Genomic DNA, 26,566 nt, shown 5'->3' with positions numbered 1-26,566 from the left:
GGCAAAGCGTTGGCATAGAGCGAGGCAAATTCAGCAGACCCCATCCAGTTCAGGAACACTTTGGTTTCTTCTGGATGGGCTGTTTTCGCGTTCATGCCCATGGCAATGTCGGTGTGATCCGAGATGTAGCACTCATCGCCAGCCGCCTGAACCGGTGGATAAAACGCGCCCATTTCAAAATCGACCTGTGCGTTAAAGCCGCTGATTTCCCATGAGCCGGCAGGATAGATCGCGGCACGGCCCAACGTGAACAGGTTCTGGCTGTCAGGGTAGGTTTGCGCCTCAAACCCGTCACCCAGATACGGCCCCCATTTCGCCAGTTGGCGGTAGGGGGCAACCCAACCCTCGTCGGTCAGTTTCTGTTCGCCAGCGATCAGCGCCAAACGGCCCTCTTCGCCTTTCCAGTAGTTCGGGCCGATGTTGTTATAACCCATTGTCGCGGCTTCCCACTGGTCGTTGGTGCCCATCGACATCGGGATGTAATTGCCATCTGTCTTGATTGTCTCAAGGGCTGCAAAAAACTCGTCTTCGGTAGCAGGCACATCGATACCCAGCTCCTTGAAAGCGTCTTTGTTGTAGATAAACCCGTGGATCACCGAGGCCATTGGCACGCAGAATTGCGCAGAGGCGTCATCCGTGCTCCAACCCGATTTGGCAACGGGGCTAAAGTTGGCCATGCCTTCCAGATCGGTGATGTTGGCCAGATGTCCGGCGTCATACATCGCAAGTGACACATCGAACGGGCGGCAAGTGATCATATCGCCAGCCGATCCGGCCTCAAGCTTCGCATTCAGCGCCGCGTTATATTCCGCAGGCGCCGACGGGGTAAATTTCACCTTGATGCCGGGGTGGGATGCCTCGAAGGCCGGAATGATTTTATCCTGCCATATGGTCAGGTCATCATTGCGCCAGCTTTCGATTGTCAACGTTACTTCCTGCGCACTTGCCGCAATGGCGGTACCCAGAATTGTGGACGCCATCAGCGCCATACCTAGTTTCAGTTTCATGTCTTTCTCCCTTGGTTAAGTTGTTGTTCGTAATTGGTTATTCGTAAAATCCATGGTCGGTGAGCGCCGCACGCAATATCCCACCTGCACGCCCCAGCATCGCCTCGGCCTCCGGAAGGTTTGTCACACCTGCGGCCAGCAAAACGGCGGGCTTTACCGCGCCATCCGTTTGCACCAAACAGTCTTGTGCGCGGGCCTCGTCGACGCCCGTAATGGTGCAAACCATCACCCCTGCCCGCCCCCGCAATTTGGCGTTATCGGCCATCAGGTTCACCATCATGCCGTCATGCACATGGCCCAGATGCACCCCCATCAGGGTCGACATCATATTCAGTGTCGCCTTTTGCGCCGTGGCCGCCCCCAGACGGGTAGAACCCGCAATCACTTCGGGCGGGGTTGGCAGATAGATCGCCACATCGGATGTTTCAAAAAGCGGTGCGTTCGCGTTGTTTGCGATGCCAATGGTGCGTGCACCTGCCGCTTTGGCAAGGCGCGAAATTTCAACGGCATAGGGGGTGCTTCCGCTTGCTGTCACGGCGATCACAACATCGCCCCGACAGATACCTTGCGCGGAAATTCTGGCCTCGTTCACATCATCTTCGGTGTGACCCGGCATCGCAGCATCGGTGGGCAATCCGCCCGCCATCAACAGCCTGATCCGGTCCGGCACAATCCCGAAAGTGCCACCCAATTCCAACCCATCCGCCACCGCCATCAACGCTGACGAGCCCGCGGCGGCATAAACTAGGCGCCCTTCGCCACGTATCGCGTCCGCCATTAAAATAGCCGCTTGTGCGATTGGAACCAACGCGCCACCAACCGCAGCCAATGCCGCCTCTTGCCCCGCCAAAACCCGCGCTAACACAGCTGCATCCGGCATCCTGTCAATGCTGGAAACGTCCGTTATTACAGCCTCGGTTAGCGGCAGCGCCATATGATTCCCCCTGGATACCCGATAAATAATACCTTTATAATACCTTTTGTCTATCCCCAATGTTTTCTCGAAAAATATCACCATTTCCAGACAATAACCGCAAAATGGCTTACTTTCCGGCCTTTTAATTTAAAAATAGGTATTATAAAGGTATTGCATGATCAAATACGCAAACAACATCCTTATTGGCATTGATGGCGGCGGCACAGGGTGCCGTGTGGCCATCGCCAACAGACAGGGGGAACGCCTTGGGGGTGCCAAAGGCGGACCCGCAAACCCGACTTATCAACCGCAAGAGGCGCTGGACAACATACTGGCGGCAATCGAGGCTGCCCGCCTTGACGCAGGGCTTAACAAAGCCACCCTTTCCGCCGCCCACACCTTTATCGGGCTGGCAGGTATCCGCGATGATGAAATCGCGCAATTCATCGCTACGGGCCTACCGATCAAACAGGCCCGCGTAGTCGAGGACCGGATCACCACCGTCACTGGCGCATTGGCAGGCGGGGACGGGGCTGTTGCCGCCATTGGTACCGGATCATTCATTGCCTACACCGCGCAGGGCGGCACGCAATACATTGGCGGTTGGGGGTTTCGGTTGGGCGATCAGGCATCTGGTGCCTGGCTGGGTCACAAACTGTTGCGCCAAGTTGTCTTGTGTGTCGAGGGGGTTGAAAACCACACGGCCCTGACCTTTGAAACGATGGCGCATTACGGCGGCGATGCCAGCAAGATTTTCGATTTCAGCAACACGGCCAGCCCCGCCGAATTTGGCGACCTTGCCCCGCTTGTGGTTGCCGCCGCAGGTGATGGCGACCAGACCGCCACGACCCTGATGCGGTCCGGTGCGGATTACATTGTCAAAGCACTCACCGCCCTTGGTTATCAAGCTGACAGCCCACTGTGTCTAACCGGTGGCCTGGGTCCGTATTACGCCGCCTTCCTGCCACCATCTTACGCGGCAAAAGTTGTCAAACCCAAGGGCACGGCATTGGATGGTGCTTTGTTGCTGGCTGCACAAATGGACATTGCGCCGTGAATATGGCCGAGTTTCTGAAGCCGGAAAACTGGCTGATGCCGGCCTCTGGTCCGCGCTATTTACAATTGCGCCGCCGTCTGGATAACGCCATCGACACCGGCCTTCTGCTACCGGAAACCCCTCTGCCGTCCGAACGTGAAATTGCATCCCTAACCGACCTGTCACGCGTTACGGTGCGCAAGGCAATTCAAGCATTGGCCGATGATGGTGCTGTGGTGCAGCGCCATGGATCCGGGTCTTTCGTTGCACCCCGCCCGCCGCGCGTGGAACAGTCGCTCACGCAACTGACGTCGTTTACAGAAGATATGGCGCATCGCGGCATGGACACCAAAGCGCTATGGCTGGAGCGCGGGCTTTTCCTGCCCTCGCCCGAGGAGGTCGCCGCACTCGGGTTGGCACCGGATGCGTCAGTGTCACGCCTTGCGCGCCTGCGCATGGCCAACGGGCGACCAATGGCGATTGAACGCGCCTCGTTGCCCGTTGATATTCTACCCAATCCGACACTGGTTGAGCATTCCCTTTATAAGGCGCTGAACGATCTGGGCATGCCACCCGTGTGGGCCATTCAAAAGATTACAGCGCTAAATCTGGATGACCGCGACGCAGACTTGCTGGATGTCGAGCCCCATACAGCGGGCCTGAAAATCGAGCGCACCTCGTATCTAAAGGACGGTCGCGTAGTTGAATTCACCCGCTCTATTTACCGCAGTGACGCCTATGATTTCGTCGCCGAACTGCGCCTGTCAAATGGCAAGGATACCTGATGCCTGACCCCACCCAAATGCGCCGCGAAGTTTTGGAAATTCCTGACGCCGTTGAACGCCTGTTGTCCGAGGGCATGCCGGATATTACTGCTGCCGCCGACAAATTACGCAAGGCCGACCCGCAGTTTTTGGCCACCGTTGCGCGTGGATCGAGCGACCATGTGGCGACCTATCTGAAATACGCCAGCGAATTGCTGCTGGGGGTGCCTGTGGCCTCGTTGGGGCCGTCCATCGCCTCGATCTACAATGCACCGCTGAAACTGCGCGGGGCCGGCTGCATCTCGATCTCGCAATCAGGCCAAAGCCCCGACATCGTGGCAATGGCCGCTTCGGCGACCAAACAGGGAGCGCTGACATTGGCGCTGACCAATGATCCGGCCTCACCGCTTGCCGATGCCAGCCAACACACCGTCAACATTCACGCCGGACCAGAACTGAGCGTTGCCGCCACAAAAACCTTTGTCAATTCGGCCGTGGCCGCACTGTTGCTACTGGCCCGCTGGAAAGGCGACGCTGACCTGACCGCCGCCATCCACGCCCTGCCCGCACAACTGGCCGACGCCAGCCAGACCCACTGGCCCAACCTGCGCGAAGCCCTTAACGGGCAATCATCGATCTTTACCCTTGGGCGCGGCCCGTCATGGGCGATGTCGAATGAAGCGGCGCTGAAATTCAAGGAAACCTGCCAGATCCACGCAGAATCCTATTCTTCGGCCGAGGTGCTGCACGGGCCGGTATCCATCGTCGGGTCCGGTTTCCCCGTGCTGGGATTAACCGCGAATGACGCAGCCCAAACGGCCTTAGTCGAGGTTGCGGATTCGATTGCCGCCAAAGGGGCACGGGTTTTTGTTACCTCGGACAAATGCCGCAGCGCGCAGCGGCTGGACCATGTGCGCACCAACCACCCGCTGACCGACCCGATCTCGCTAATTACATCGTTCTACGCGATGGTCGAACGCCTCGCCACATCGCGCGGCATCAACCCCGACACCCCACGCCATTTGAAAAAAGTGACCCAAACCAGATGAATATTACGGCCTATACAGGTGCCGACATTTTTGACGGCACAACCCGCCATACCGATGCGGCACTGCTGGTTCAGGACGGCATGATTGCCGGCATTGGTGATGTGCCTGCGGGGGCAGATATTCACGCCTTGTCTGGCGGTTTGATTGCTCCTGGCTTTGTTGATTTGCAGGTGAACGGTGGGGGCGGGGTGATGTTTAATGATGATCAATCCGTGGCCACATTAACCACCATCGCGCAGGCCCATGCCAGCCTTGGCACCACTGCCCTACTGCCTACCCTGATCACCGACACGCCGGCGCGGGTGGCAGCCGCAATTGATGCGGTGGAGCAGGCGATTGATCTGGGTATTTCCGGCATTATCGGGATGCATATTGAGGGGCCGCATTTATCCGTTGCACGTAAAGGGGCGCACGACCCTAATCTGATCCGCCCGATGCTGGACGCTGATCTGGCCCTGCTGCTGGACGCCGCCACGCGCCTGCCGCACCTGATGGTCACCGTGGCACCTGAAAATGTGACGCCTGCACAGATCAAAACCCTGACGGACGCAGGTATTATCATTTCATTGGGCCACACCGATGCGCCCTATGCGAAATGCAAAACGGCAGTGGAGCACGGGGCGAGCTGCGCAACCCATTTGTTTAACGCGATGAGCCAACTCACGGGCCGCGAACCGGGTCTGGTAGGGACCGCACTGGAATCGAGGACCCTGAATGCGGGGCTGATTGCGGATGGCATCCATGTGAGTGCGGCCAGTATCCGTGTGGCATTAAGCGCCAAACAGGGGACGGGGGCGGTGTTTTTGGTCACCGACGCCATGGCGACGGCCGGATCTGACATCAGCGAATTCAGCCTGAACGGGCGCGTGATTTATCGGCGCGATGGACGACTAACGCTATCGGATGGCACATTGGCGGGGGCGGATCTGGATATACCGACCGCGCTGCGGTTTATGGTGGATGCCGTCGGGGTGCCGGTAGATGAGGCATTGGCAATGGCCACCACCGTGCCAGCGCAAGTGATCGGTGCCGCCCCGTTTGGCGGGTTGACCACGGGGGGGGCTGCCAGCTTTGTGCATCTGGATGCAGCGCTTAAATTACAGAGTGTCTGGCAAAATGGCGAGGCATTGCGCCGCCTTAGGGCGGGTGCCTGCGGCGCAGGTATTTAGAAAAAGAAGAACGCGTTAGGTGAGCGTTTTGAGTAACTCATTCAGATCATTTGAACTTTCTAGAAGTTTAATCTGTTGCCAAACCCTTTGTGCCCTGTCTCCAATCAGGCTTTGGGCCTTAGTCCGCACCCGTTTCATCCGCAGATCAATCGGCATCGGCTGATCCAGATCATAGCGAGCGACGCGCTCCATTTCATCATGGCACACCACCGAAACATGCGCCGCCCCGTCGGCCAGATCAGCGTCCCCAACAACACGCACCAGATCACGCAAGCGGCATAGTTCGGCGTCCGAACAATTGGCATCACTAAAGCTGTCCAAGGCCCCTGTATCAAGCCCTGCCAGCGCCAGTGCCACACACATTCGATAGCTGAATTTCGCCTCTAGCCCCGTGGTGGGCGCGGGCTTGTTACACACCTTGAGCCACCTAGGATGCACCGTCACGGTTACTGCTGCAATTTCTCTATCCTCGACTTCTATTTGCGCCAATGCTTCAAGCGTGGCGTGGGTGCCGTGGCAGCACGCATGGAATTTGTGACTGACTGTTTCGGTGACAAACACCTGCCCCAACCCGTCAAGTGCTGCCCCGTCCATCGCCCCAGCATGACCCGCTGCAAAGCTGGCCAGACCATCCGCGTCCGACGTCATTCCAGCACCCGCCAGCAGAGCCGCCTCGACCCCGTTCGCCCCCGCCAACCCTGCGTTATAGGGTTTGCCCATGCCGCCAAACTGTGCCTTCAGCCCTGACGCCCGCGTGCTGGCCAATCCCAGCGCCGCGCGCATTTGCGCCGCGTCGGCTCCCAACAGCCGCGCAGCCCCCAATGTGGCCCCGAAACACCCCGCCGTGGCTGTCATGTGAAACCCTGCCTCGTAATGGCTACGTCCCAACCATGCGCCAATCCGGCAAGAGGCCTCGAATGCCACCAGTGCCGCCTCAAGAAACGCTTGCCCCGTCGCCCCCACCTGTTGCGCCACTGCCAAGGTGGCCGAAAACACCACAACGCTGGGGTGGCCAATATGCAGGAAGTGGGTGTCGTCATAATCCAGCGCGTGGGAGGTTGCTCCATTCGCCAAAGCCGCCGCGCGGGCGGGCAGCGTCACGTCTGTGCCAAACATATGCGCCTGCCCTGTGCCGCCCTCGGCCAGCACCATGTCGCGCACCGCGATGCTGACAGGCTCGTCCACCCCCGCAAGCGCAACCGACGCCCAGTCCAGCAAAGACAGGCGCAGCACATCGCGGGTATCTTGGGGCACATCATTCCAGTTCAGATCGTGGGAAAACCCAACCAGCGCCTCAATCATCATGCCGCACTTTTGGAGAAGTCAACGATCGCCTGCACCAGCACATCCAGCGCATCGATCTTAATCGCGCCGGGGTCCATCGCGCGTTCCAGCAGCGAAAATTCCGTGCAAGCCACCAGTTGCACCTGTGCGCCCTGCCACAGCAGATTATGCGATGCCAACACCAGTTTATCGCGCACGTAGGGGTTAACACCACGGGTTTTGATTTCGCGGATCGCATCCAGCAACATACCCTGATCATCGGGGTAAACTGCTTGCCCGCCTGCTGCCGCAACTGCCGCATCAAAGATGCCTGTGTCTTGCAAGGCCGGAGACCCAAGGATGCCGACTTTGCCGCCCTCGCCCGCCGCCGCGACTGCCGCATCTGATGTCAGCACAACCATATCAAGCAGCGGAATATCAACCGCCGCCGCGATGTCACCCGCGAATTGATGCGCCAGATTACACGGCATCACCAAGGCTGCTGCACCTGCGGCCTGCATCCGTTTGGCCATCGCCACCAACACCGGTGCCGGATCCATATCGCCCACATTGCAATCTGCCGAAATCCGCGATGGCACCTTGGTGTTCATATCCACCACCAGCGGCACCTGATCATCCCCCGCCGCACTGACCACGCGGTCCATCAAACCCATCGTTGCCTCTGGCCCCATGCCGCCCAAAATGCCGACTGTGCGAAATTCTGTGCGAAGCTCTGTCATGTAATATCCTTTGGTGACTCGGGGTGTTGACCATACTGTCCCCCTTTGCGCCGCGCTTGCCAATAGGTTTCTTATCCCGCAAACTGGACCTATCCAGATGCGAAAACTGGCCCTATCGTCCAAACCCGCGACCTCCTATCCCTGCCCTGACAGCACCACCATACTGCATTGCAAATCCACCATCCGATACAGCCGTAAAAAGGAAAACAGCGCCATGAAAATGACCACCGAAGAAGCCTTTGTGAAAGTTTTGCAGATGCACGGGATTGATAATGCGTTTGGCATTATCGGGTCCGCATTCATGCCGATTTCGGATTATTTTCCCAAGGCAGGGATCACATTTTGGGACTGCGCCCATGAATATACCGCTGGCATGATGGCCGACGGGTTTACCCGCTCGTCAGGCAAAATGACGATGGCGATTGCCCAGAATGGCCCCGGAATTGCCAACCTTGTGACGCCGGTCAAAACTGCCTTCTGGAACCACACGCCAATGCTGCTGGTCACCCCGCAAGCAGCCAATAAAACCATCGGTCAGGGCGGGTTTCAAGAAGTGGAGCAAATGCGCATGTTCGCCGATTGCGTCGCCTATCAGGAAGAGGTGCGCACCCCCTCTCGCATGGCCGAGGTGTTGAGCCGCGTGATCATGAAGGCCAAGCGCCTGTCCGCCCCCGCCCAAATCAACATCCCGCGCGATATGTGGACGCAGGTGATCGACATTGATCTACCCGCGATTGTCGAATTTGAACGCCCCGCCGGTGGGTCAGGCGCGATTGCCGAGGCTGCCAAGCTGCTGTCGAACGCCAAATTCCCTGTCATTCTGAATGGGGCTGGCGTGGTCATTGGCGGCGCAATTCCTGCCTCGCAAGCACTGGCCGAACGGCTGGATGCACCGGTATGCTGTGGCTATCAGCACAACGACGCCTTCCCCGGTTCGCACCCGCTGTTTGCAGGACCGCTGGGCTATAATGGCTCAAAGGCCGCGATGGAACTGATCGCGCAGGCCGATGTGGTGCTAGCGCTTGGCACCCGCCTGAACCCGTTTTCCACCCTGCCTGGATACGGGATGAACTATTGGCCTGTGGATGCCAAAATCATTCAGGTCGACATAAACCCCGACCGCATCGGCCTGACCAAACCCGTGACAGTGGGTATCGTTGGCGACGCTAAACAGGTGGCCGAGCAAGTGTTGGCACAGCTGTCCGCCACCGCAGGCGATGCAGGACGCGAGGGTCGCAAAACCTTGATCTCGACCACCAAATCTGCTTGGGCGCAAACCCTGACCTCGATGGACCATGAGGGCGATGACGAGGGCACGGATTGGAACAAACGCGCCCGCGCCGATAAACCCGACGCCATGTCACCACGCAAAGCTTGGCGCGCCATTCAGGCATCCCTTCCGAAAGAGGCGATCATTTCGTCCGACATCGGCAATGTCTGCGCCATCGGCAACGCCTACCCCACCTTCGAGTCAGGGCGCAAATATCTGGCCCCCGGCCTGTTTGGCCCCTGCGGCTATTCCCTGCCCGCGATCCTTGGCGCAAAAATCGGTCGCCCCGACACGCCGGTTGTGGGTTTCGCCGGTGACGGAGCCTTCGGCATCTCGATGAACGAAATGACCGCCTGCGGGCGCGACGAATGGCCCGCCATCACCATGGTGATTTTCCGCAACTACCAATGGGGTGCGGAAAAGCGCAACACGACGCTGTGGTATCACGATAATTTCGTCGGAACCGAGCTGGATTACAACGTGTCCTACGCCGGTATCGCGCAGGCTTGCGGTGTGAACGGCGTGGTTGCGACCACAATGGACGGCCTAACAGATGCGCTGGATACAGCTGTAAAAGTGCAAATGAATGATGGCAAAACCACCTTTATCGAGGTGATGCTGAATCAGGAAATGGGCGAACCATTCAGGCGCGATGCGATGACCACCCCCGTAGAGGTGGCCGGTATTTCGGCGACAGACATGCGCCCGCAAAAAGGCACCTGATATGACAAAGGGGGGAGCGGGCGACATTCTGGCCCTGAACGCTGGCTCCTCCTCGATCAAATTTGCACTGTTTGACGCGGATATGTGTGAACGGCTGTCAGGGGTAGCCGACGGAATTAGTGGCACTTCCACCCTCATCGTAGACGGCACTGCCAAAACCATCGCCCTACCCGACCACCGCACCGCACTCGCCGAAATCCTGAATGCCCTACACGCCCACGGCACCACGCCGCAAAACTTGCGGGCTGCCGCCCACCGTGTGGTGCATGGCGGCGTAAACCTGACCAAACCAGCCCGCGTCACGCCCGAAACGCTGGCCGAAATCGTCGCCTGCACCCCGCTTGCCCCCTTGCATAACCCGCATAACCTTGCTGCAATCACGGCTCTTGCCGACATCGCGCCAAACCTGCCGCACTACGTCAGCTTTGACACCTCGTTTCATGCCACCAACCCCGAGGTTGCAACCCGCTATGCCCTTCCCAGATCACTGGAGGCCGAGGGCATTCGGCGATACGGTTTTCATGGTCTCAGCTACGCTTCTCTTGTGCAAATCCTGCCAACAATATCCGGCACCAAACTGCCCTCGCACCTGCTCGCCTTTCATCTTGGGAATGGCGCCAGCCTCTGCGCGATAAGGGATGGCAAATCCATTGCAACAACAATGGGTTATTCCCCGATCGACGGCCTTACAATGGGCACCCGTGCAGGCGGCATCGACGCCAATGCCGTGCTACGCCTTGTCGAAATACACGGTATCGACCACGTTCATAAAATGCTGAACTTCGGTAGCGGCCTGACAGGTCTATCCGGTGGCCAATCCGACATGCGCACCTTGATGCGTGACCCCTCGCCAGAGGCCACTTTTGCCATCGATCACTTCTGTTATTGGTCCTTGCGCTATTCCGGATCGCTGATCGCGGCGATGGAGGGTCTGGACGCCATCGCCTTCACCGGTGGCATCGGTGAAAACGCCCCCAAAATCCGCGCCCGCATCCTGAACGGGCTGCAATGGGCAGGCGTTCAAATGGATGAACAGGCCAACACCCAAAACGCGCCCCACCTGCACACAGCCACATCAAAAATTCCCGCCTATATCATCCCCGCCCAAGAGGAACGCATGATCGCGCTCGACGCTCTATCACTGATCAATGGCTAGCCCCATTTCTGTTCCCTAAATATCCGCGCCGCAGGCAAATCCCGAGCACCCGCAGGGTGCGAGATATAAAGCGACCCGCAGGGTCTCCATTCTTCACACCTTGGCCAACGCAGCCGTCACCACCGTCGCCGCCACAATATCATCCACCGTGGCCCCGCGCGACAGATCACAAACAGGTCGCGCGAACCCCTGCAATATCGGCCCCACCGCCTGCGCCCCCGCCAGTTCCTGCGCCAGTTTATAGGCAATGTTGCCCGCATCTAGTGAAGGAAATACCAACACATTCGCATCCCCGCCGCCAAGCCCTTTGGCCGCCGCAATGGCACGGTTCAACGCCGCATCCGCCTGCACTGGCCCCTCCACATCTCCCGCCAATGCCGCCGCGTCCCGCACCAGATCAACCGATGCCCCCGCACCAGATGTCCCCGTGGAGAACGACAGCATCGCCACCCGCACCGCACCCAGCAACGCCGCACCAGATACTGCCGAGGACCGTGCAATACCGGCCAACGCGTGCGCGTCCGGTGCCACATTCACTGCGCAATCGGCGAACAGTAATTCGCGCCTGTCGGGAAATACCATCAGGAAAAATGACGACGCCACCTTGACCCCGTCCGCCATGCCAATCGCAATGCTGGCCGCCTCGATCACCCGTCGCGTCGGGCTGCACGCCCCCGCAACCATCAGATCCGCCTGCCCCGCCGCAACCATCGCCGCCGCGCGGATCAGCGGTTTTTGCAACATGCGCCACGCCAAGCTTTCTTTCATCGGGCGCGTTGCTAACAACGCCGCCAGATGTGTCTCGCTCGCGGCTTCCAGTTCAACAACCTCGGCCAACCGCTCGCCCCGCAGCCGTACCACCGCCGCATCCACCCGCGACTCATTCCCCATTTCAGGGAACACCACCCGGGGTGGCCGCCGCCGCGCCGCTTCAAATGCTTTTTCCAGTGCCATCATACCCGTCCCCTTTAGCCCTGAATGGGCACCCAATTACTACCTAAGGTCAATCCCCCTCACAGATTTTCCGCACCCAGCCATCGTCTAAAACATGAATACATACAAATTATTGCATATTACGCTCGGATTTTGTAAACCAACTGGAAACAACGCTGGGCGCGAATCCGGCAATCAACAGACAGGGACGCGTATGACGCATCAACAGCCTGCGATTGAGACATCGCCAAAGGTCTCGGACGAAATCCGCAAAACCACATGTTATATGTGCGCCTGCCGCTGTGGCATCAACGTTCATATGAAGGATGGCAAAGTCGCCTATATCGAGGGCAACCGCGACCATCCTGTGAACAAAGGTGTGCTTTGCGCCAAAGGCTCAAGCGGCATCATGCAGGTCAACGCCCCGTCGCGCCTGAAAAACCCGATGAAACGGGTTGGCCCGCGTGGCTCTGGCGAATTCGAGGATATTTCTTGGGAAGAAGCGCTGACCATCGCCACCGACTGGCTGAAACCCCTGCGCGAAACCGCACCTGAAAAGCTCGCGTTTTTCACCGGACGGGACCAGTCCCAAAGTTTCACCGGCATGTGGGCGCAGAATTACGGCACGCCGAATTACGCAGCGCACGGCGGCTTTTGCTCGGTCAACATGGCGGCGGGCGGCATCTATACCATGGGCGGCGCGTTCTGGGAATTTGGTCAACCCGACTGGGACCGCGCCAAACTGTTCATGATCTTTGGCGTCGCCGAAGACCACGATTCAAACCCGATCAAAATGGGCATGGGCCGTCTGAAGGGCAATGGTGGCAAGATTTACGGCGTTAACCCGATCCGCTCGGGCTATAACGCCATTGCCGATGAATGGGTCGGCATTACGCCCGGCACCGATGGTCTGTTCATTCTGGCGCTGGTGCATGAGCTGCTGAAAGCCGGCAAGGTTGATCTGCATTATCTGGCGCAATTCACCAATTCGCCGGTTCTGCTCAATGATGATCCGAAATCCGACGATTACGGCATGTTCCTGCGCAACAAGGCTGGCAAAATGCTGGTGATAGATCGCAAGACCGGCAAACCCGCCGCCTTTGATAAAAAGGGCGTGAAACCCGATCTGGCGGGCACGCATAAGGTTGGCAAAACGCCATACCGCACCGTGTTCCAACTGATGGCCGAACGCTATTTGTCCGACGAATATGCCCCTGATGCTGTGGCGGAACGTTGCGGTATCACCGCTGGCCGGATCCGCGCGATTGCTGCTGACATCGCCCGCGTCGCATTCGATGAGGCGTTCGAGCTGGACATCCCGTGGACCGATTTCCGCGGTGACAAACACGCCAAAATGCAGGGCCGCCCCGTCGCGTTCCACGCGATGCGCGGAATTTCGGCGCATAGCAACGGCTTTCAGACCGCCCGCGCCTTGCACATGTTGCAGATCATTCTGGGCAGTGTCGAGGCACCTGGCGGGTTCCGTTTCAAACCACCGTACCCAAAACCGGTCGAGGGCCACCCGAAACCGCATTTCGATCACGCCCCCGGCAAGCCGCTAAACGGTCCGCATCTTGGCTATCCGCAAGGGCCGGAAGATCTGGGGCTAAAGCCGGATGGCACCGCCGTTCGCATCGACAAAGCCTTCACATGGGAAAATCCGCTGTCGGCCCACGGTCTGATGCACATGGTAATCTCCAACGCCCACGCTGGCGATCCTTACAAGATCGACACCCTGTTCATGTTCATGGCCAACATGTCGTGGAACTCGTCGATGAACACCACCGGCGTTATGGACATGCTGACCGACAAGGACGAGGATGGCGAATATGTGATCCCGCGGATCATCTATTCCGATGCTTATTCATCCGAAATGGTCGCCTATGCGGACCTGATCCTGCCCGACACCACCTATCTGGAACGCCACGATTGTATCAGCCTGCTGGATCGCCCGATCTGCGAGGCCGATGCGATGGCCGACTCTATCCGCTGGCCGGTGATTGAACCTGACCGCGATGTGCGCGGCTTTCAATCGGTGTTGATTGATCTGGCCGTGCGCCTTGGTCTGCCCGGATTCGTCGATGACAAGGGCGGGGCGATATATCAGGATTACGCCGATTACATCGTCAACCACCAACGCCGCCCCGGTGTCGGCCCGCTTGCGGGTTTCCGTGGCAAGGATGGCAAAGGTGTGGGGCGCGGCGAGCCGAACCCTGACCAGATGCAAGCCTACATTGATAACGGCGGTTTCTTCGAGCAACACATCCCCGAGGAGGCCAGCTATTTCAAACCGTGGAACGCGGCTTATCAGAAATGGGCGGTCAAAGTCGGGCTGTTTGATCACGAGCAACCTTACCTATTCTCAATCTATTCCGAACCGATGCGCAAATTCCAGCGTGCCGCCGAAGGTATTGGCAAGCATCAACCGCCAGAGCATTTGCGCGAGCAGTTGAAACGCTCCATGGACCCGATGCCGATCTGGTATTCCCCCAATGAGGAAGCGGCCGAAGATGGTGGCGAATTCACCGTGAATGCGCTGACCCAGCGCCCGATGGCGATGTATCACTCATGGGGCACCCAAAATGCATGGCTGCGCCAGTTGCATGGCCATAACCCGATGTATATCCCGACCAAATTGTGGGAAAAGCACGGGTTTGCCGAGGGGGATTGGGCGCGGATTTCATCGCCGCATGGCAAAATCACCGTGCCGGTTGCCCACATGGCGGCGCTGAACGGCAACACCATCTGGACATGGAACGCCATTGGCAAACGCAAAGGCGCATGGGCGCTGGACGAAGGCGCACCAGAGGCTACCAAGGGGTTCTTGCTGAACCACCTGATCCACGAATTGCTGCCTGTCAAAGAGGACGGTATGCGCTGGAACAACTCTGACCCCGTAACGGGGCAAGCCGCGTGGTTCGACCTGAAGGTCAAGATCGAGAAAGTCGCGGCTCCGGCTGAATCACAACCCTCCTTCCCGCCGATCAAATCACCGGTAGGTAAGGGTCCTAAAAACCTCGCATGGAAGGTTGGCAAATGACCCAGCTCCCCGAAACCACCGCCAAAAAACTTGGCCTCGTCATTGATCTGGACACTTGCGTTGGCTGTCATGCCTGCGTGATTTCCTGCAAGGGCTGGAACACCGAAAACTACGGTGCTCCGCTGTCAGATGTCGACGCTTACGGCGCTGACCCGCACGGCACCTTCCTGAACCGTGTGCACAGTTACGAGGTGCAACCCGATACTGGTGGCTGTGCGCAAACCGTCCATTTCCCCAAATCCTGCCTGCACTGCGAAGATGCGCCATGCGTCACTGTTTGCCCAACGGGCGCGAGTTATAAACGCTCCGAGGATGGCATCGTTCTGGTCAACGAGGACGACTGCATCGGCTGTGGCCTGTGCGCATGGGCCTGCCCTTATGGCGCCCGCGAACTGGACCAGATGGCCGGTGTGATGAAGAAATGCACCCTGTGCGTTGATCGCATCTATAACGAAAACCTGCCCGAAGTGGACCGCATCCCGTCTTGCGTGCGAACCTGTCCGGCTGGCGCCCGTCACTTTGGCGATTTCGCCGATCCGGACAGCAACGTTAGCAAACTGGTGGCGGAACGCGGCGGCATTGACCTGATGCCCGAACAAGGCACCAAACCTGTGAACAAATACCTGCCACCGCGGCCCAAGGACACCTTAGCTGAGGTCTCGGCAGATGCCCCGATCCTGACACCCGTCACCGACAGCCCCAAAGGCTTTCTCGGCTGGCTCGATAAAGCACTGGAGGCTCTGTAATGCATCCCGCACCATCCGTCATCTTCTTCACCGTCTTTTCCGGCCTTGGGTTCGGCTTTCTGGCATGGCTTGGCGTAGGCATTCCTGGCCCGCAAGGCTGGGACGCCTTCCCTTATTTCTTTGTCGCCTTTGCGATGGCCGTGGGCGGTCTGATTGCCTCGACCTTCCACCTTGGCAATCCAAAGAACGCCATCAAGGCATTCACCCAGTGGCGCACCAGTTGGTTGTCACGCGAGGCTTGGATGGCTGTGCTGACGCTCACTGTGATGGGTGCTTTCGCGGCTGCCAACATCTTCTTCAAAATCCAAATGCCGCCCTTGGGCATCATCGGCGCGATCATGGCCCTGATCACGGTCTACACCACCTCAATGATGTATGCGCAGCTGAAAACCGTGCCGCGCTGGAACCACTGGACAACATCCGCGTTGTTCATCCTTCTGGCGCTTGGCGGCGGGGCTATCCTTGCCTCTGACAGCCTTGGCACCATCTTTTTCATCGGTCTTGCCGCAGTTGCCCAGCTATATGTCTGGGACGCGGGCGATAAACGCTTTGGCAAGCGCGGCCACACGATGGAAACCGCCACCGGCCTTGGCAATATCGGCAAGGTGCGGATGTATGAACCACCCCATTCGGGCACCAACTATCTGCTCAGCGAAATGGTCTATGTGATCGGGCGCAAACACGCGATCAAACTGCGCATCATCGCCTTTGTGCTGGCCTATGTCGCACCGATGGTTCTGGCGATGGTCTCGGGCCCCGGGTTCCAGATGTATATCATCGCCTTAATCGCCCATATCGTCGGCATCCTCGCCCAGCGCTGGTTGTTCTTTGCCGAGGCCGAGCACGTTGTGGGCCTCTATTACGACAAGCGATGATCGTTGACGGCATCGAAATCATCGAGTGTGACATACCTCCGCGGCTTGTCACACTCAATCAAACCGACCGCCTGTTTCTGAACGACAGCCTCGCTAATGACTGGCGCATCCGCCCCGACATCAAACAGCGGATCAATGCCGCATCGCTCACCCTGCCCGACGGTTTATGCCTGATGATATACGAGGCCTTCCGGTCCCGCGCCCGTCAACGTGAATTTTGGGCACCAATGTTCGCCAATATCCAGACCACCCACCCTGATTGGACTGCCGAGCAACACTACACTGAAGCCGCGCGCTGGGTCTCGCCGCCCGATGGTTTTGGCAGCGGTCATCAGGCTGGTGCTGCGATCGACATCACGCTGGCCACGTCTGACCGCGAACCGCTGGATATGGGGACCGGTATGCAAGCGTTTACACCACTCACCCCGACCGCCTCGGACGTGCCTGATACCGCCCGCCAAAATCGCAACCTGCTGGTGAACACGTTGCAGGCCCAAGGCCTGATCAACTACCCCGACGAATGGTGGCACTACAGCTATGGCGACCGCTTATGGGCCGAAGTCACAGGGCGCACACAGGCGTTTTACGCCCCCATAGACTAACGCCCGCCTCCCGTTTCTGTTTTGCTTAAATATCCGCGCGCGCAGCGCAAATCCCGAGCGCCCGCAGGGTGCGAGACGTCAAGCGACGCATAGCGTCTCATTTTCACTAAGCCCGACTTCATTAAGGTCGACGCGCAATAACCGCACTCACCACGAACACCCCTGTTGCCACCACCACGATACTCGGCCCCGCCGGTGTGTCCCATTGCAACGACGCCAGCAACCCCCCGACACTTGCCACCATCCCGATCAGCACAGCCCCGATCGCCATCGCCTCGGGTGTCTTCGCCAGCCCCCGCGCGGCGGCCGCCGGAATAATCAGCATCGCCGCGATCAGCAACGCGCCGACCACCTTGATCGACATCGCTACCACCACTGCCAGTGCCAGCGTCAACACCAGTTGCTCGCGCTTGGGATCAAGCCCCGAAGCCGTCGCCAAATCCTCGTTCAATGTCGCTGTCAGCAGCGGTGCCCAGCGCCAGATCAGTCCCGCCAATACCAGCAAGGATCCGATCCAGATTGCCGCCAGATCACCCCGCGACACCGCCAGAATATCGCCAAACAAAAATGCCGTAAGGTCCACCCGAACCCCGTGCAGGAACGACACCGCCACCAGTCCCAGCGCCAATGCGGAATGCGCCAAAACCCCCAGTGTGGTGTCCATTGCATGGCCGCGCCGTGCCAATGTTGAAACCACCAGCGCCATCGCCAAGGCGACCAGCAAAATTCCCAGATAGATCGGCAATGAAGCCCCCAGCGCCAGTGCCACACCCAGGATCGCCGCATGCGCCGTGGCATCGCCAAAATACGCCATCCGCCGCCAGACCACGAATGCGCCCAGCGGCCCTGTGGCCAATGACAGGCCGACACCCGCCAACATCGCGCGGATCAGGAAATCATCCAGCATGGTCATGCCCCTCACCTGTATGATCATGATCACACTGCTCTGCATGTGTATGCTGATACAGTGCCATCGTGCCATGCGTGCCTTCGCCAAACAACGCACGGTATTCCGGCGCTTCGGACACCACCGTCGGCGTGCCCTCGCAACAGATATGCCCGTTCAGACAGATCACCCGATCGGACGCCGACATCACCACATGCAAATCGTGACTGACCAACAGCACCGCACACCCCATCTCGCGGCGCACTTCTTCCAGCAGCTGGTAGAACGCTGCAATTCCCGGCTGATCCAGCCCCTGCGTCGGCTCATCCAGCATCAGGATATCGGGGTTCCCCAACAGCGCCCGCGCCAGCAACACCCGCTGGAATTGCCCACCCGACAGGGACACCAACTGGCGCGCCTCAAACCCCGCGACCCCGACCCGCACCAACATGGCAGCAATTTCATCCGCACTATGGCGCACAGGCAACGACAGGAACCGGCGCACTGTCAGCGGCATACTCGCATCAAACGCCAACCGCTGCGGCACATAGCCAATGCGCAAACCGGCCTTGCGCGTGATGGTCCCCACGGCAGGCTCCTTTGCCCCCAGCAGCGCCCGCAACAAGGTGGATTTCCCCGATCCGTTCGGCCCGATCACCGTCACGATCTCGCCAGCCTCAATCGTCAGATCAATGCCCTGCAACACCAAATCCGCACCGTAATTCAAGCTCACGCCCTTGGCTGAAATCAGGCTCATTGTGCACACCTCGGGCACTGACCCAATACCTCAATATTCATCCGCTCCACCACAAATTGAGCCGCCGTCGCCACACCTCTGATCGCATCCCCCACATCCTGCGCCACCGCCTCGGCCACCGCATCACATTTGCTGCAAATCATGAACACTGGCGCGTGGTCGGTCTCGGGATGCATGCAGGCCGCATAGGCATTCAAGCGCCTGATCTTATGGGCAAACCCGTTCTCGACCAGAAAATCCAATGCACGATATGCGACAGGCGGCTGATCGCCAAACCCGTCCTGCGCCAGCCGCTCCAACACGTCATACGCCCCCATCGCGCGATGGTTCTCCAGCAGGATTTCCAGCGCACGGCGGCGAACAGGAGTCAGGCGCAACCCATCCTCGCGGGCACATTGGTCGGCATAGTCCAACACATCGCCCGTGCAACAGGCATGATCGTGGCTGTGAAATGCAATTTGATCAGGCACGGCATTTTCCTCTTGTTATGTTATAACATGTTATAATATACATTAGTCACATCATGCAAGAGGTTTTCCAAAATGCTACGTATTCTGTCAATATTTCTGCTACTCACCACCCAGTCTGCCCACGCCGATGTGCCAAAGGTAGTCACCGATATCCCCGCCGTTCATTCATTGGTCGCGCAGGTAATGGGCCGTGTCGGTACACCCGATATCCTGCTGGCCCAAGGTTCTGACCCGCATGATTTCCAACTGCGCCCCTCACAGGCCCGTACCCTGTCGCAAGCAGACTTTGTATTCTGGATCGGACCAGATCTGACCCCATGGCTGGAACGCGCAATTGAAGGCATCGGGATCAAGGGCAAATCAATCGCATTGCTGGATCATTCCGACAATAACACGGACCCGCACGCATGGCTTGACCCGCAAAACGCAATCCGCTGGCTGGACGTGATCGCCAAGGACCTCGCGGCTTTCGATCCCGACAACGCCGACGCCTACTTGGGCAATGCAGCCCTCGCCCGTGAAGACATCTCCGAGATGATGGCCGAGGTTCGCCAAACTCTCGCCCCGATGCGCGGCATCCCGATTATCGTATTTCATGACGCCTATAATCACTTCGCCGACCGCTTTGATATCAACATCGCCGGTTCCATCCGCCTTGGCGATGCCGCAAGCCCCGGGGCCGCACATCTTGCGCAACTGCGCAGCCTGATCGCACAACACGCCATTGTGTGTGCCTTTGGCGAAGCGGGCCACGACCCCGCCTTATTGAAAAACACGTTTGAAAGCAGCGGCATCCCCGTTGGCACACTTGATCCGGTCGGCAGCACGCTGGAGTATGGCCCTAATTTGTATAATACGCTGATCCGCAATCTCGCGACCGAGATTGCGCAGTGTCAACGCGAGTAACCGCACGCACCCTGCCGCTTCTTCTTTTCCTAAATATCACCGCAGGGGCAAAGTGCTCGGGGCGACGCGCATAGCGCGGCGCAACTCTTATTCACAAAATCACCCACCTGTCGCCGCCCGATACCACGCCACCAAAACCGCGCGGTCCTCTGCCTCCAGATAAGACGCGCTTGGCGGCGGCATCGCATGGGTCACACCGGCGTGCAGGTAAATCCGCTTGGCTTCAAACGCCACCTGCGCCTCGGTCTCCAGATGCACCCCTTTTGGTGCCCACGGGATACCGTCATACCCCGGCTCCGCCGCGTGGCACATCGAACAATTGCCAACCACAATGTCATACGCATCCTCGAACCCGTCGGCATCAACGAACCGCTGGATCGATGGGGCAAGCGTCGCCTCATCTTCCTCGGCAACGGATGCTGTCAATGTCGACAGCCAGATGATCACCAAAAACAGCACTGTGGTGGCCGCCCATGTCCACATCGGCTTGCCCTTACCCGCATGGGCCGAGTTGAAATAATGCCTGATGGTCACGCCCATCAGGAACACAAGGCTGGCGATCAGCCAGTTATATTGCGACGCAAACGCCAACGGATAATGGTTCGACAGCATCAAGAAAATCACCGGCAAGGTCAGGTAATTATTATGCGTCGAACGTTGCTTGGCAATTTTGCCGTATTTCGGATCGGGAATGCGCCCTGCCCGCAAATCACCCACCACAATCCGCTGGTTCGGCATAATAATCACAAACACATTCGCCGTCATAATGGTGGCGGTAAACGCCCCCAGATGCAGCAAGGCCGCGCGACCGGTGAACACCTGCGTGTAGCCCCACGCCATCGCCACAAGGATGATATACAGCAGCACCATCAGCCGCGTGTTATCCTCGCCAAATTTGCTTTTGCAGATCAGGTCGTAAATGATCCAGCCGAATGCCAGTGACCCCAGCGAAATCAAAATCGCCTGCCAGATCGGAATGTCCAGCACATTAGGATCCACCAGATAAAGCTCGGCCCCCATGTAATAGACCAATATCAGCATGGCAAAACCCGACAGCCACGTCGTATAGCTCTCCCATTTGAACCAGATCAGATGTTCGGGCAGGCGGTCCGGCGCCACCAGATATTTCTGCACGTGGTAAAACCCGCCGCCATGCACCTGCCATTCTTCGCCATGCACATTTTGCCTGCAGTCCGGCGATTGTTTCAGCCCCAGATCAAGCGCGATGAAATAAAATGATGATCCGATCCACGCAATCCCGGTGATCACATGCACCCAACGCACCGCAAATTCCAGCCAAGCCTCTAAAATCACATAATCCAAATCGCGCCCTCCCGTTTTTTCTTAGGCTATACCAAAACCCTCTTTTTTGTTAATCCATATAATAGCACAAGACTTTCAATAGGATTTTGATAATAGCATGGCTTATGTAAACAATATCAGAATGTTCGTGCGGGTCTATGAACTCGGCTCGATGTCGGCTGCCGCCCGCGATCAGCGCACCTCACCTGCGGTCGCCTCTTCGCGGATTTCCGACTTGGAAAAGCATCTGGGTGTGCGCCTGTTCAACCGCACCACCCGCGCCCTGCAACCCACTGAAAACGGAAAAGAATTCTATTCTGGCGCCCATAACATCCTGTCCGCCATTGCTGAAGCCGAAGCCAATATTATCGACGCTGCCAAAAACCCGCGCGGCACTGTCTTTATCGCCGCCCCTCTGGGTGTCGGGCGGCGTTTCATCGCGCCCTTTGTGCCCGCTTTCAAAGCTGAATATCCGCAAATCGAGGTGCGCTTGCGCCTGTCCGACCGTCTGGTCGATGTGACGTCCGAGGGGCTGGATGTGGCATTTCACATGGGCCCGCTGGCCGACAGCACCCTGAAAATGCGATCCATTGCCGACTGTCCGCGCCTGCTCTGTGCCGCTCCCGAATACATCGCCGAACATGGAAATCCGGCTGATGGTGATGCCTTAATCCAAGACAACCACGCCTGCCTGAACCTGCGTTATCCCGGTGCGCAGGAATTCCAATGGGCGCTGCAAACACCGGACGGGGTAAAGCGTTATGACGTCTCCGGCCCGTTTGAATCCGATGATGGCGACGTGCTGACCGAATGGGCGCTGCAAGGGCATGGCATCATCCTGAAACCGGTGTTCGAGATTGCCGAGCATCTGCGCAAGCGTGCCTTGATCCCCGTTGCCACCGCCACGCCGCCACTGGCCACACAACTGGTCTGCCTTCATCCGCCGCATAAACTGAAAGACACCAAAGTGCAGTTGTTCGTTGATTTCGTCACCACGCGGTGCAAGGCGGAAATGGCACGGCAGGCAGAGGGGGTGTAATCATGTCAACCATTTTCAACGTAATACCCTCAACCAACCTAGACATAACTTTCGGCGATCTCATCGGGCCATCCGAGATAAATATCAATCAGCACCTTTCTGATATAGGTGTCAAAGACCGCATTAAACTATGTGCCGAAATATTCTCAAACGATAGCAGTAGAAACGCCGCGATGGATGAGCCCTTTATGTGGCCGGAAACATCAGATGCGTGGCTTACGATCAACGACGTTCCTGGCGGGACTGATGTGCACTGTTATGCAATACACAACTTCTATGAGCATATTTTCGGGGATTGCTGGATGCTTCTTACCGAACTGAAAACCGCGCCAATTCATCAACCATCTTTCAACAGCATTATCGAAAGCGCCCGATACCATAACCATTCATGGTCTTTCCGCCGTTCTGCGGGGCAGCGTCCGATTATAAATCTCAGCTATGGAATTATTGCGGCAACGCTCGCGGAACTGACCGATGGCTTGATCTTTTCAGATGACAACGCATGGGACTACAACAAGTTTCCGACAACGGGTCGCGCGTTTATGTCTGAGTATTTCCGCCCGAATGCAGACGTCAATAAAGAGCACACGGAATGGGCCGCCTCTAATATATACGCCATCAAAGAAGGCATTTTTGATTAGCCCTATCAACTGCCCCGATACGTCGAATATCCAAACGGCGACAGCAGCAGCGGCACATGGTAATGCGCGTCCACCTCACTGATGCCAAACCGGATCGGGATCACATCCAGAAAACGTGGCTCTTCCGCTGGGGTACCGATCGCATCCAGATACGCCCCCGCATGAAACACCAACTCATAAGTGCCCGTCGTAAACTCACCCGCTGGCAATATCTGGCTGTCCGTGCGCCCGTCTTCATTGGTGGTCAGGCTGCGGATATGGGTGCGACTGTCGCCCTCAATCCGAAACAGATCAATCGCCATCCCCGCCGCCGGTTTGCCCCGCGCGGTGTCCAATACATGCGTCGTCAAATATCCCTTGGCCATCTTACGCCCTCCATTTTCAGCTAAAGTGCCCTGAAACCAGATAAAAATCGAGTGGTGTTTTTGACAATAAGACTTTCAAGAATATTTTGAAAATCAATACGGATTATTTATAATACACTCAAAATAACCGCAGGAGCACCGCAATGAACCGCTACCCCCGAGATATGCACGGCCATGGCCCCACGCCCCCCGACGCCAATTGGCCGGATGGTGCCAAAATCGCGGTGCAATTTGTGGTGAATTACGAGGAAGGCGGCGAGAATAATATCCTGCATGGGGATGCTGCCTCCGAGGCGTTCCTGTCCGAGATCGTCGGGGCCGCCCCGTGGCAAGGCCAGCGCCACTGGAACATGGAGAGCATCTATGAATATGGGTCGCGCGCCGGTTTCTGGCGGCTGCACCGTCTGTTCACCACCGCCAATATCCCTGTCACGGTTTACGGTGTCGCCACGGCATTAGCACGCTCGCCCGTTCAGCTCAACGCGATGCAGGATGCGGGCTGGGAAATTGCCAGTCACGGGCTGAAATGGATTGAATACAAGGATTATACCGAGAAAGACGAGCGTGCCGATATTGTCGAGGCGATCCGCCTGCACACCGAAGTCACCGGCGCGCCACCGCGCGGCTGGTATACGGGGCGCTGCTCGGTCAATACCGAACGCCTTGTCGCCGAGCAAGGCACGCTGGATTATGTGTCGGATTCCTATGCCGATGATCTGCCCTACTGGGTGCGCTATGGCGACCGTGATCAACTGGTGATCCCCTACACGCTGGACACCAACGACATGCGGTTTGCCACGCCGCAGGGGTTCAATTCGGGTGATCAGTTTTACACCTACCTAAAGGACAGCTTTGATGCACTTTATGCTGAAGGCGCAGCAGGTCAGGCCAAAATGATGTCGATCGGTCTGCATTGCCGCCTGATCGGGCGGCCCGGTCGCGTCATGGCGCTAAAGCGGTTCATCGACTACATTCAGGGCTTTGAAGGGGTCTGGACCCCGCGCCGCATCGACATTGCCCGCCATTGGCAGCAACACCACCCTGCCCCTGCCCCGTGGGAGCGCCCATCCGAAATGAACCGCGACGCCTTTGTCGCCGCATTTGGCGGCATATTCGAACATTCGCCGTGGATAGCCAAAGGCGCACATGCGCTGGAACTGGGCGCAGCCCACGACTGCGCCATCGGGTTGCACAACGCGCTCTGTAGGGTTTTCCGCAGCGCCGATCACGCCGCGCGTTTGGGCGTGCTAACCGCCCACCCCGATCTGGCGGGCAAGCTGGCTGCGGCCAAACGGTTGACAGACGAAAGCACTTCAGAGCAAGCCAGCGCAGGGCTGGATGCCCTAACCGATGCTGAACGCGAGACATTCACCAAACAGAATGACGCCTACACCGACAAACACGGCTTTCCCTTCATCATCGCCGTGCGTGACCACGACAAAGCCAGCATCATGGCCGCGTTTCAGACCCGCATTGCCAATGACAGTGACACCGAATTCGCCGAGGCCTGCAAACAGGTCGAGCGCATCGCCCATTACCGCCTAAAGGACATCCTGCCATGACCACATACGCATTCCCTACAGGCGGCCTACCGGACCAAACCAAAAACCCCGAAGGTACCGCCATTTTCACAGAGGCCTACGCCGTGCTACCCGCTTGCACCATGCGTGACATCACCACCAGTGCCTTGCCCAATTGGACCGGCACCCGCGCATGGATTTTGGCGCGCCCAATGACAGGTTTTGCCGAAACCTTTGCCCAATACGCAGTCGAGGTTGCGCCAAACGGTGGCTCAACCACGCCCGAACCCGACAAGGGCGCCGAGGCTGGCCTGTTCATCGCCAAAGGCGAAATGCGCCTGACGGTGAATGGCAGCCTCCACACGCTGACCGCTGGCAACTATGCCTTTGTGCCCGCTGGTGCCGATTGGGCGGTGCGCAATACCGGCAGTGATCTGCTGGGATTTCACTGGATCCGCAAACGGTATGAACCTGCTGCTGGTTTGCCTGCGCCAACCGCCTTCATCACCTCGGACGCCGAAACACCGCCAAACCGGATGCCCGACACCGACAAATGGGCCACCACCCGTTTTGCCGACCCCGAAAACCTATCCCACGACATGCACGTCAATATCGTCACCTTCCAGCCCGGCGGACGCATCCCGTTTGCCGAAACCCACATCATGGAACACGGGCTATACGTGCTGGAAGGCACCGCGCGCTACCTGCTGAACAAGGACTGGGTCGAGGTCGGGCCAGGTGATTTCATGTGGCTACGCGCCTTTTGCCCGCAAGCCTGCATCGCCACCGGCGACGGCCCGTTTCGCTACCTGCTTTATAAGGATGTGAACCGCCACCCCGCACTGGTGCTGCCATGAGCGTGATCAAGGCCCAACCGCTGACAGCCGAGGCGTTCGCGCCTTTCGGTGATGTGCTTGAGGCCGTGGGCAAGCCCGACAAAATCATCAACAACGGGTTTTGTGGCCGCTACCATGACCGCGCCTTGCTGGATTTTGGCGCGGATGGCCGCGCGGGCATTTCAGTGTTCAAGGCCGAGCCCCGCGCGCTGCCTTACAAACTGGAGATGCTGGAGCGTCACCCCGATGGCTGCCAGTCGTTTATCCCGATGAGCCTTGAGCCCTATCTGGTGATCGTGGCCGAGGACGCAGACGGCACCCCCACCGACATCCGCGCCTTTATTGCGGGGGCGGGGCAAGGGATCAATTACCACAAAAACATATGGCACGGGGTGCTAACGCCCCTTGCTGCACCAGGCCTGTTCGCTGTGATGGACAGGATCGGAAAAACACCAAACCTAGAGGAGTATTTGCTAAAAACACCATATATGGTAGAGAACTAACCACCAACACTTAAAAGCGCACCAAAAAATAGCGCGAACAACTGGAGAGGGA

At 58.1% G+C, this 26,566-nt stretch carries 26 protein-coding genes; 16 read left to right on the top strand and 10 right to left on the bottom strand.

From position 1 onward, the window contains the following. Both ACWB12_RS00305 and ACWB12_RS00300 read right to left on the bottom strand, forming a co-directional pair. On the bottom strand, positions 1–1,007 hold a 1,007-nt coding region (locus ACWB12_RS00305; protein WP_479528055.1), incomplete at its 3' end, for an ABC transporter substrate-binding protein. A 37-nt stretch (positions 1,008–1,044) separates the two neighbouring features. Then, complete coding sequence (locus tag ACWB12_RS00300) at positions 1,045–1,941, bottom strand: N-acetylmuramic acid 6-phosphate etherase (RefSeq protein WP_479528054.1); 897 nt, start codon at positions 1,939–1,941, stop codon at positions 1,045–1,047. Between the two features lie 157 nt (positions 1,942–2,098). Here ACWB12_RS00300 and ACWB12_RS00295 point away from each other — a divergent pair, with 157 nt between their 5' ends. Genes ACWB12_RS00295 through nagA form a run of 4 tightly spaced genes read left to right on the top strand, consistent with a single transcriptional unit; the run spans position 2,099 to position 5,941 of the window. Beyond that, complete coding sequence (locus ACWB12_RS00295) at positions 2,099–2,980, top strand: glucosamine kinase nucleotide-binding domain-containing protein (RefSeq protein WP_479528053.1); 882 nt, start codon at positions 2,099–2,101, stop codon at positions 2,978–2,980. Next, on the top strand, positions 2,977–3,744 hold the full coding sequence (locus ACWB12_RS00290; protein WP_479528052.1) for a GntR family transcriptional regulator: 768 nt from the start codon (positions 2,977–2,979) through the stop codon (positions 3,742–3,744). The genes ACWB12_RS00295 and ACWB12_RS00290 overlap by 4 nt, the downstream gene beginning before the upstream one ends. Next, entirely contained in the window at positions 3,744–4,772 is a 1,029-nt protein-coding gene (locus ACWB12_RS00285; RefSeq protein WP_479528051.1) for an SIS domain-containing protein, read from the top strand. Before ACWB12_RS00290 ends, ACWB12_RS00285 begins: the two co-directional genes overlap by 1 nt. Next, positions 4,769–5,941, top strand: coding sequence for an N-acetylglucosamine-6-phosphate deacetylase (gene nagA / locus ACWB12_RS00280; protein WP_479528050.1), 1,173 nt, complete (start codon positions 4,769–4,771; stop codon positions 5,939–5,941). Before ACWB12_RS00285 ends, nagA begins: the two co-directional genes overlap by 4 nt. A gap of 15 nt (positions 5,942–5,956) precedes the next feature. Here the strand turns inward: nagA and ACWB12_RS00275 are convergent, their stop codons facing one another. Then, the gene (locus ACWB12_RS00275; RefSeq protein WP_479528049.1) at positions 5,957–7,246 is read right to left on the bottom strand and encodes an MmgE/PrpD family protein; all 1,290 of its coding nucleotides are present in this window, start codon (positions 7,244–7,246) and stop codon (positions 5,957–5,959) included. Continuing rightward, on the bottom strand, positions 7,243–7,944 hold the full coding sequence (gene cuyB / locus ACWB12_RS00270) for a cysteate racemase (protein ID WP_479528048.1): 702 nt from the start codon (positions 7,942–7,944) through the stop codon (positions 7,243–7,245). Before cuyB ends, ACWB12_RS00275 begins: the two co-directional genes overlap by 4 nt. A gap of 214 nt (positions 7,945–8,158) precedes the next feature. Here cuyB and xsc point away from each other — a divergent pair, with 214 nt between their 5' ends. Together xsc and ACWB12_RS00260 are read left to right on the top strand one after the other, a co-directional pair. Then, complete coding sequence (xsc, locus tag ACWB12_RS00265) at positions 8,159–9,937, top strand: sulfoacetaldehyde acetyltransferase (RefSeq protein WP_479528057.1); 1,779 nt, start codon at positions 8,159–8,161, stop codon at positions 9,935–9,937. 1 nt (position 9,938) lies between these two features. Then, positions 9,939–11,093 (top strand): acetate/propionate family kinase, encoded by a 1,155-nt coding sequence (locus tag ACWB12_RS00260; protein WP_479528047.1) that lies wholly within the window; start codon positions 9,939–9,941, stop codon positions 11,091–11,093. A 93-nt stretch (positions 11,094–11,186) separates the two neighbouring features. Here the strand turns inward: ACWB12_RS00260 and ACWB12_RS00255 are convergent, their stop codons facing one another. After that, a complete protein-coding gene (locus ACWB12_RS00255) occupies positions 11,187–12,050 on the bottom strand; it encodes a phosphate acyltransferase (protein WP_479528046.1) in 864 nt (287 codons plus the stop codon). 190 nt (positions 12,051–12,240) lie between these two features. On the opposite strand from ACWB12_RS00255, the gene ACWB12_RS00250 reads away from it, so the two are divergent. From ACWB12_RS00250 to ACWB12_RS00235, 4 genes are read left to right on the top strand one after another with little or no spacing between them, the layout of a single operon-like run. Continuing rightward, positions 12,241–15,066, top strand: coding sequence for a molybdopterin oxidoreductase family protein (locus ACWB12_RS00250; RefSeq protein ID WP_479528045.1), 2,826 nt, complete (start codon positions 12,241–12,243; stop codon positions 15,064–15,066). Further along, positions 15,063–15,812, top strand: a complete 750-nt coding sequence (locus ACWB12_RS00245; protein ID WP_479528044.1) for a 4Fe-4S dicluster domain-containing protein — start codon at positions 15,063–15,065, stop codon at positions 15,810–15,812. The genes ACWB12_RS00250 and ACWB12_RS00245 overlap by 4 nt, the downstream gene beginning before the upstream one ends. Continuing rightward, complete coding sequence (locus ACWB12_RS00240; RefSeq protein ID WP_479528043.1) at positions 15,812–16,687, top strand: dimethyl sulfoxide reductase anchor subunit family protein; 876 nt, start codon at positions 15,812–15,814, stop codon at positions 16,685–16,687. Before ACWB12_RS00245 ends, ACWB12_RS00240 begins: the two co-directional genes overlap by 1 nt. Then, complete coding sequence (locus ACWB12_RS00235) at positions 16,684–17,289, top strand: M15 family metallopeptidase (RefSeq protein WP_479528042.1); 606 nt, start codon at positions 16,684–16,686, stop codon at positions 17,287–17,289. Before ACWB12_RS00240 ends, ACWB12_RS00235 begins: the two co-directional genes overlap by 4 nt. A 121-nt stretch (positions 17,290–17,410) precedes the next feature. Here ACWB12_RS00235 and ACWB12_RS00230 read toward each other — a convergent pair whose 3' ends face one another. Genes ACWB12_RS00230 through ACWB12_RS00220 form a run of 3 tightly spaced genes read right to left on the bottom strand, consistent with a single transcriptional unit; the run spans position 17,411 to position 19,402 of the window. Continuing rightward, positions 17,411–18,196 (bottom strand): metal ABC transporter permease, encoded by a 786-nt coding sequence (locus ACWB12_RS00230; protein WP_479528056.1) that lies wholly within the window; start codon positions 18,194–18,196, stop codon positions 17,411–17,413. Then, positions 18,186–18,932 carry a metal ABC transporter ATP-binding protein gene (locus tag ACWB12_RS00225; protein WP_479528041.1) on the bottom strand — a complete coding sequence of 249 codons (747 nt, stop codon included), beginning with the start codon at positions 18,930–18,932 and terminating at the stop codon, positions 18,186–18,188. Before ACWB12_RS00225 ends, ACWB12_RS00230 begins: the two co-directional genes overlap by 11 nt. Beyond that, the gene (locus ACWB12_RS00220) at positions 18,929–19,402 is read right to left on the bottom strand and encodes a Fur family transcriptional regulator (protein WP_479528040.1); all 474 of its coding nucleotides are present in this window, start codon (positions 19,400–19,402) and stop codon (positions 18,929–18,931) included. The genes ACWB12_RS00225 and ACWB12_RS00220 overlap by 4 nt, the downstream gene beginning before the upstream one ends. A gap of 72 nt (positions 19,403–19,474) precedes the next feature. On the opposite strand from ACWB12_RS00220, the gene ACWB12_RS00215 reads away from it, so the two are divergent. Next, positions 19,475–20,308, top strand: a complete 834-nt coding sequence (locus tag ACWB12_RS00215; protein ID WP_479528039.1) for a zinc ABC transporter substrate-binding protein — start codon at positions 19,475–19,477, stop codon at positions 20,306–20,308. 99 nt (positions 20,309–20,407) lie between these two features. Here ACWB12_RS00215 and ACWB12_RS00210 read toward each other — a convergent pair whose 3' ends face one another. Beyond that, on the bottom strand, positions 20,408–21,631 hold the full coding sequence (locus ACWB12_RS00210; RefSeq protein WP_479528038.1) for a urate hydroxylase PuuD: 1,224 nt from the start codon (positions 21,629–21,631) through the stop codon (positions 20,408–20,410). 97 nt (positions 21,632–21,728) lie between these two features. Here ACWB12_RS00210 and ACWB12_RS00205 point away from each other — a divergent pair, with 97 nt between their 5' ends. Then, complete coding sequence (locus ACWB12_RS00205; protein WP_479528037.1) at positions 21,729–22,649, top strand: LysR family transcriptional regulator; 921 nt, start codon at positions 21,729–21,731, stop codon at positions 22,647–22,649. 2 nt (positions 22,650–22,651) lie between these two features. After that, a complete protein-coding gene (locus ACWB12_RS00200) occupies positions 22,652–23,290 on the top strand; it encodes a hypothetical protein (protein WP_479528036.1) in 639 nt (212 codons plus the stop codon). Positions 23,291–23,295: 5 nt separating this feature from the next. On the opposite strand, the gene uraH is transcribed toward ACWB12_RS00200, so the two are convergent. Then, positions 23,296–23,655, bottom strand: a complete 360-nt coding sequence (gene uraH, locus ACWB12_RS00195) for a hydroxyisourate hydrolase (protein ID WP_479528035.1) — start codon at positions 23,653–23,655, stop codon at positions 23,296–23,298. 143 nt (positions 23,656–23,798) lie between these two features. Here uraH and puuE point away from each other — a divergent pair, with 143 nt between their 5' ends. The 3 genes from puuE to ACWB12_RS00180 are packed head-to-tail and all read left to right on the top strand — an operon-like array spanning position 23,799 to position 26,514. Next, the gene (gene puuE / locus ACWB12_RS00190; protein ID WP_479528034.1) at positions 23,799–25,217 is read left to right on the top strand and encodes an allantoinase PuuE; all 1,419 of its coding nucleotides are present in this window, start codon (positions 23,799–23,801) and stop codon (positions 25,215–25,217) included. Next, positions 25,214–26,032 carry a bifunctional allantoicase/(S)-ureidoglycine aminohydrolase gene (locus ACWB12_RS00185; protein WP_479528033.1) on the top strand — a complete coding sequence of 273 codons (819 nt, stop codon included), beginning with the start codon at positions 25,214–25,216 and terminating at the stop codon, positions 26,030–26,032. The genes puuE and ACWB12_RS00185 overlap by 4 nt, the downstream gene beginning before the upstream one ends. Further along, complete coding sequence (locus ACWB12_RS00180; protein ID WP_479528032.1) at positions 26,029–26,514, top strand: ureidoglycolate lyase; 486 nt, start codon at positions 26,029–26,031, stop codon at positions 26,512–26,514. Before ACWB12_RS00185 ends, ACWB12_RS00180 begins: the two co-directional genes overlap by 4 nt. Positions 26,515–26,566 lie beyond the last annotated feature (52 nt).

Source organism: Profundibacter sp. (assembly GCF_056498605.1).
This window is presented reverse-complemented; position numbering and strand designations above follow the sequence as displayed.

What these genes read in the sequence shown, in the direction of transcription:
- ACWB12_RS00255 (WP_479528046.1), bottom strand. Translation starts at nt 12,050, where the DNA reads ATGATGGCACTGGAAAAAGCATTTGAAGCGGCGCGGCGGCGGCCACCC.
- ACWB12_RS00240 (WP_479528043.1), top strand. Translation starts at nt 15,812, where the DNA reads ATGCATCCCGCACCATCCGTCATCTTCTTCACCGTCTTTTCCGGCCTT.
- puuE (WP_479528034.1), top strand. Translation starts at nt 23,799, where the DNA reads ATGAACCGCTACCCCCGAGATATGCACGGCCATGGCCCCACGCCCCCC.
- ACWB12_RS00235 (WP_479528042.1), top strand. Translation starts at nt 16,684, where the DNA reads ATGATCGTTGACGGCATCGAAATCATCGAGTGTGACATACCTCCGCGG.
- ACWB12_RS00295 (WP_479528053.1), top strand. Translation starts at nt 2,099, where the DNA reads ATGATCAAATACGCAAACAACATCCTTATTGGCATTGATGGCGGCGGC.
- ACWB12_RS00300 (WP_479528054.1), bottom strand. Translation starts at nt 1,941, where the DNA reads ATGGCGCTGCCGCTAACCGAGGCTGTAATAACGGACGTTTCCAGCATT.
- ACWB12_RS00180 (WP_479528032.1), top strand. Translation starts at nt 26,029, where the DNA reads ATGAGCGTGATCAAGGCCCAACCGCTGACAGCCGAGGCGTTCGCGCCT.
- ACWB12_RS00285 (WP_479528051.1), top strand. Translation starts at nt 3,744, where the DNA reads ATGCCTGACCCCACCCAAATGCGCCGCGAAGTTTTGGAAATTCCTGAC.
- ACWB12_RS00215 (WP_479528039.1), top strand. Translation starts at nt 19,475, where the DNA reads ATGCTACGTATTCTGTCAATATTTCTGCTACTCACCACCCAGTCTGCC.
- ACWB12_RS00260 (WP_479528047.1), top strand. Translation starts at nt 9,939, where the DNA reads ATGACAAAGGGGGGAGCGGGCGACATTCTGGCCCTGAACGCTGGCTCC.
- ACWB12_RS00245 (WP_479528044.1), top strand. Translation starts at nt 15,063, where the DNA reads ATGACCCAGCTCCCCGAAACCACCGCCAAAAAACTTGGCCTCGTCATT.
- nagA (WP_479528050.1), top strand. Translation starts at nt 4,769, where the DNA reads ATGAATATTACGGCCTATACAGGTGCCGACATTTTTGACGGCACAACC.
- uraH (WP_479528035.1), bottom strand. Translation starts at nt 23,655, where the DNA reads ATGGCCAAGGGATATTTGACGACGCATGTATTGGACACCGCGCGGGGC.
- ACWB12_RS00250 (WP_479528045.1), top strand. Translation starts at nt 12,241, where the DNA reads ATGACGCATCAACAGCCTGCGATTGAGACATCGCCAAAGGTCTCGGAC.
- ACWB12_RS00275 (WP_479528049.1), bottom strand. Translation starts at nt 7,246, where the DNA reads ATGATGATTGAGGCGCTGGTTGGGTTTTCCCACGATCTGAACTGGAAT.
- ACWB12_RS00230 (WP_479528056.1), bottom strand. Translation starts at nt 18,196, where the DNA reads ATGCTGGATGATTTCCTGATCCGCGCGATGTTGGCGGGTGTCGGCCTG.
- ACWB12_RS00205 (WP_479528037.1), top strand. Translation starts at nt 21,729, where the DNA reads ATGGCTTATGTAAACAATATCAGAATGTTCGTGCGGGTCTATGAACTC.
- cuyB (WP_479528048.1), bottom strand. Translation starts at nt 7,944, where the DNA reads ATGACAGAGCTTCGCACAGAATTTCGCACAGTCGGCATTTTGGGCGGC.
- ACWB12_RS00225 (WP_479528041.1), bottom strand. Translation starts at nt 18,932, where the DNA reads ATGAGCCTGATTTCAGCCAAGGGCGTGAGCTTGAATTACGGTGCGGAT.
- ACWB12_RS00200 (WP_479528036.1), top strand. Translation starts at nt 22,652, where the DNA reads ATGTCAACCATTTTCAACGTAATACCCTCAACCAACCTAGACATAACT.
- ACWB12_RS00185 (WP_479528033.1), top strand. Translation starts at nt 25,214, where the DNA reads ATGACCACATACGCATTCCCTACAGGCGGCCTACCGGACCAAACCAAA.
- xsc (WP_479528057.1), top strand. Translation starts at nt 8,159, where the DNA reads ATGAAAATGACCACCGAAGAAGCCTTTGTGAAAGTTTTGCAGATGCAC.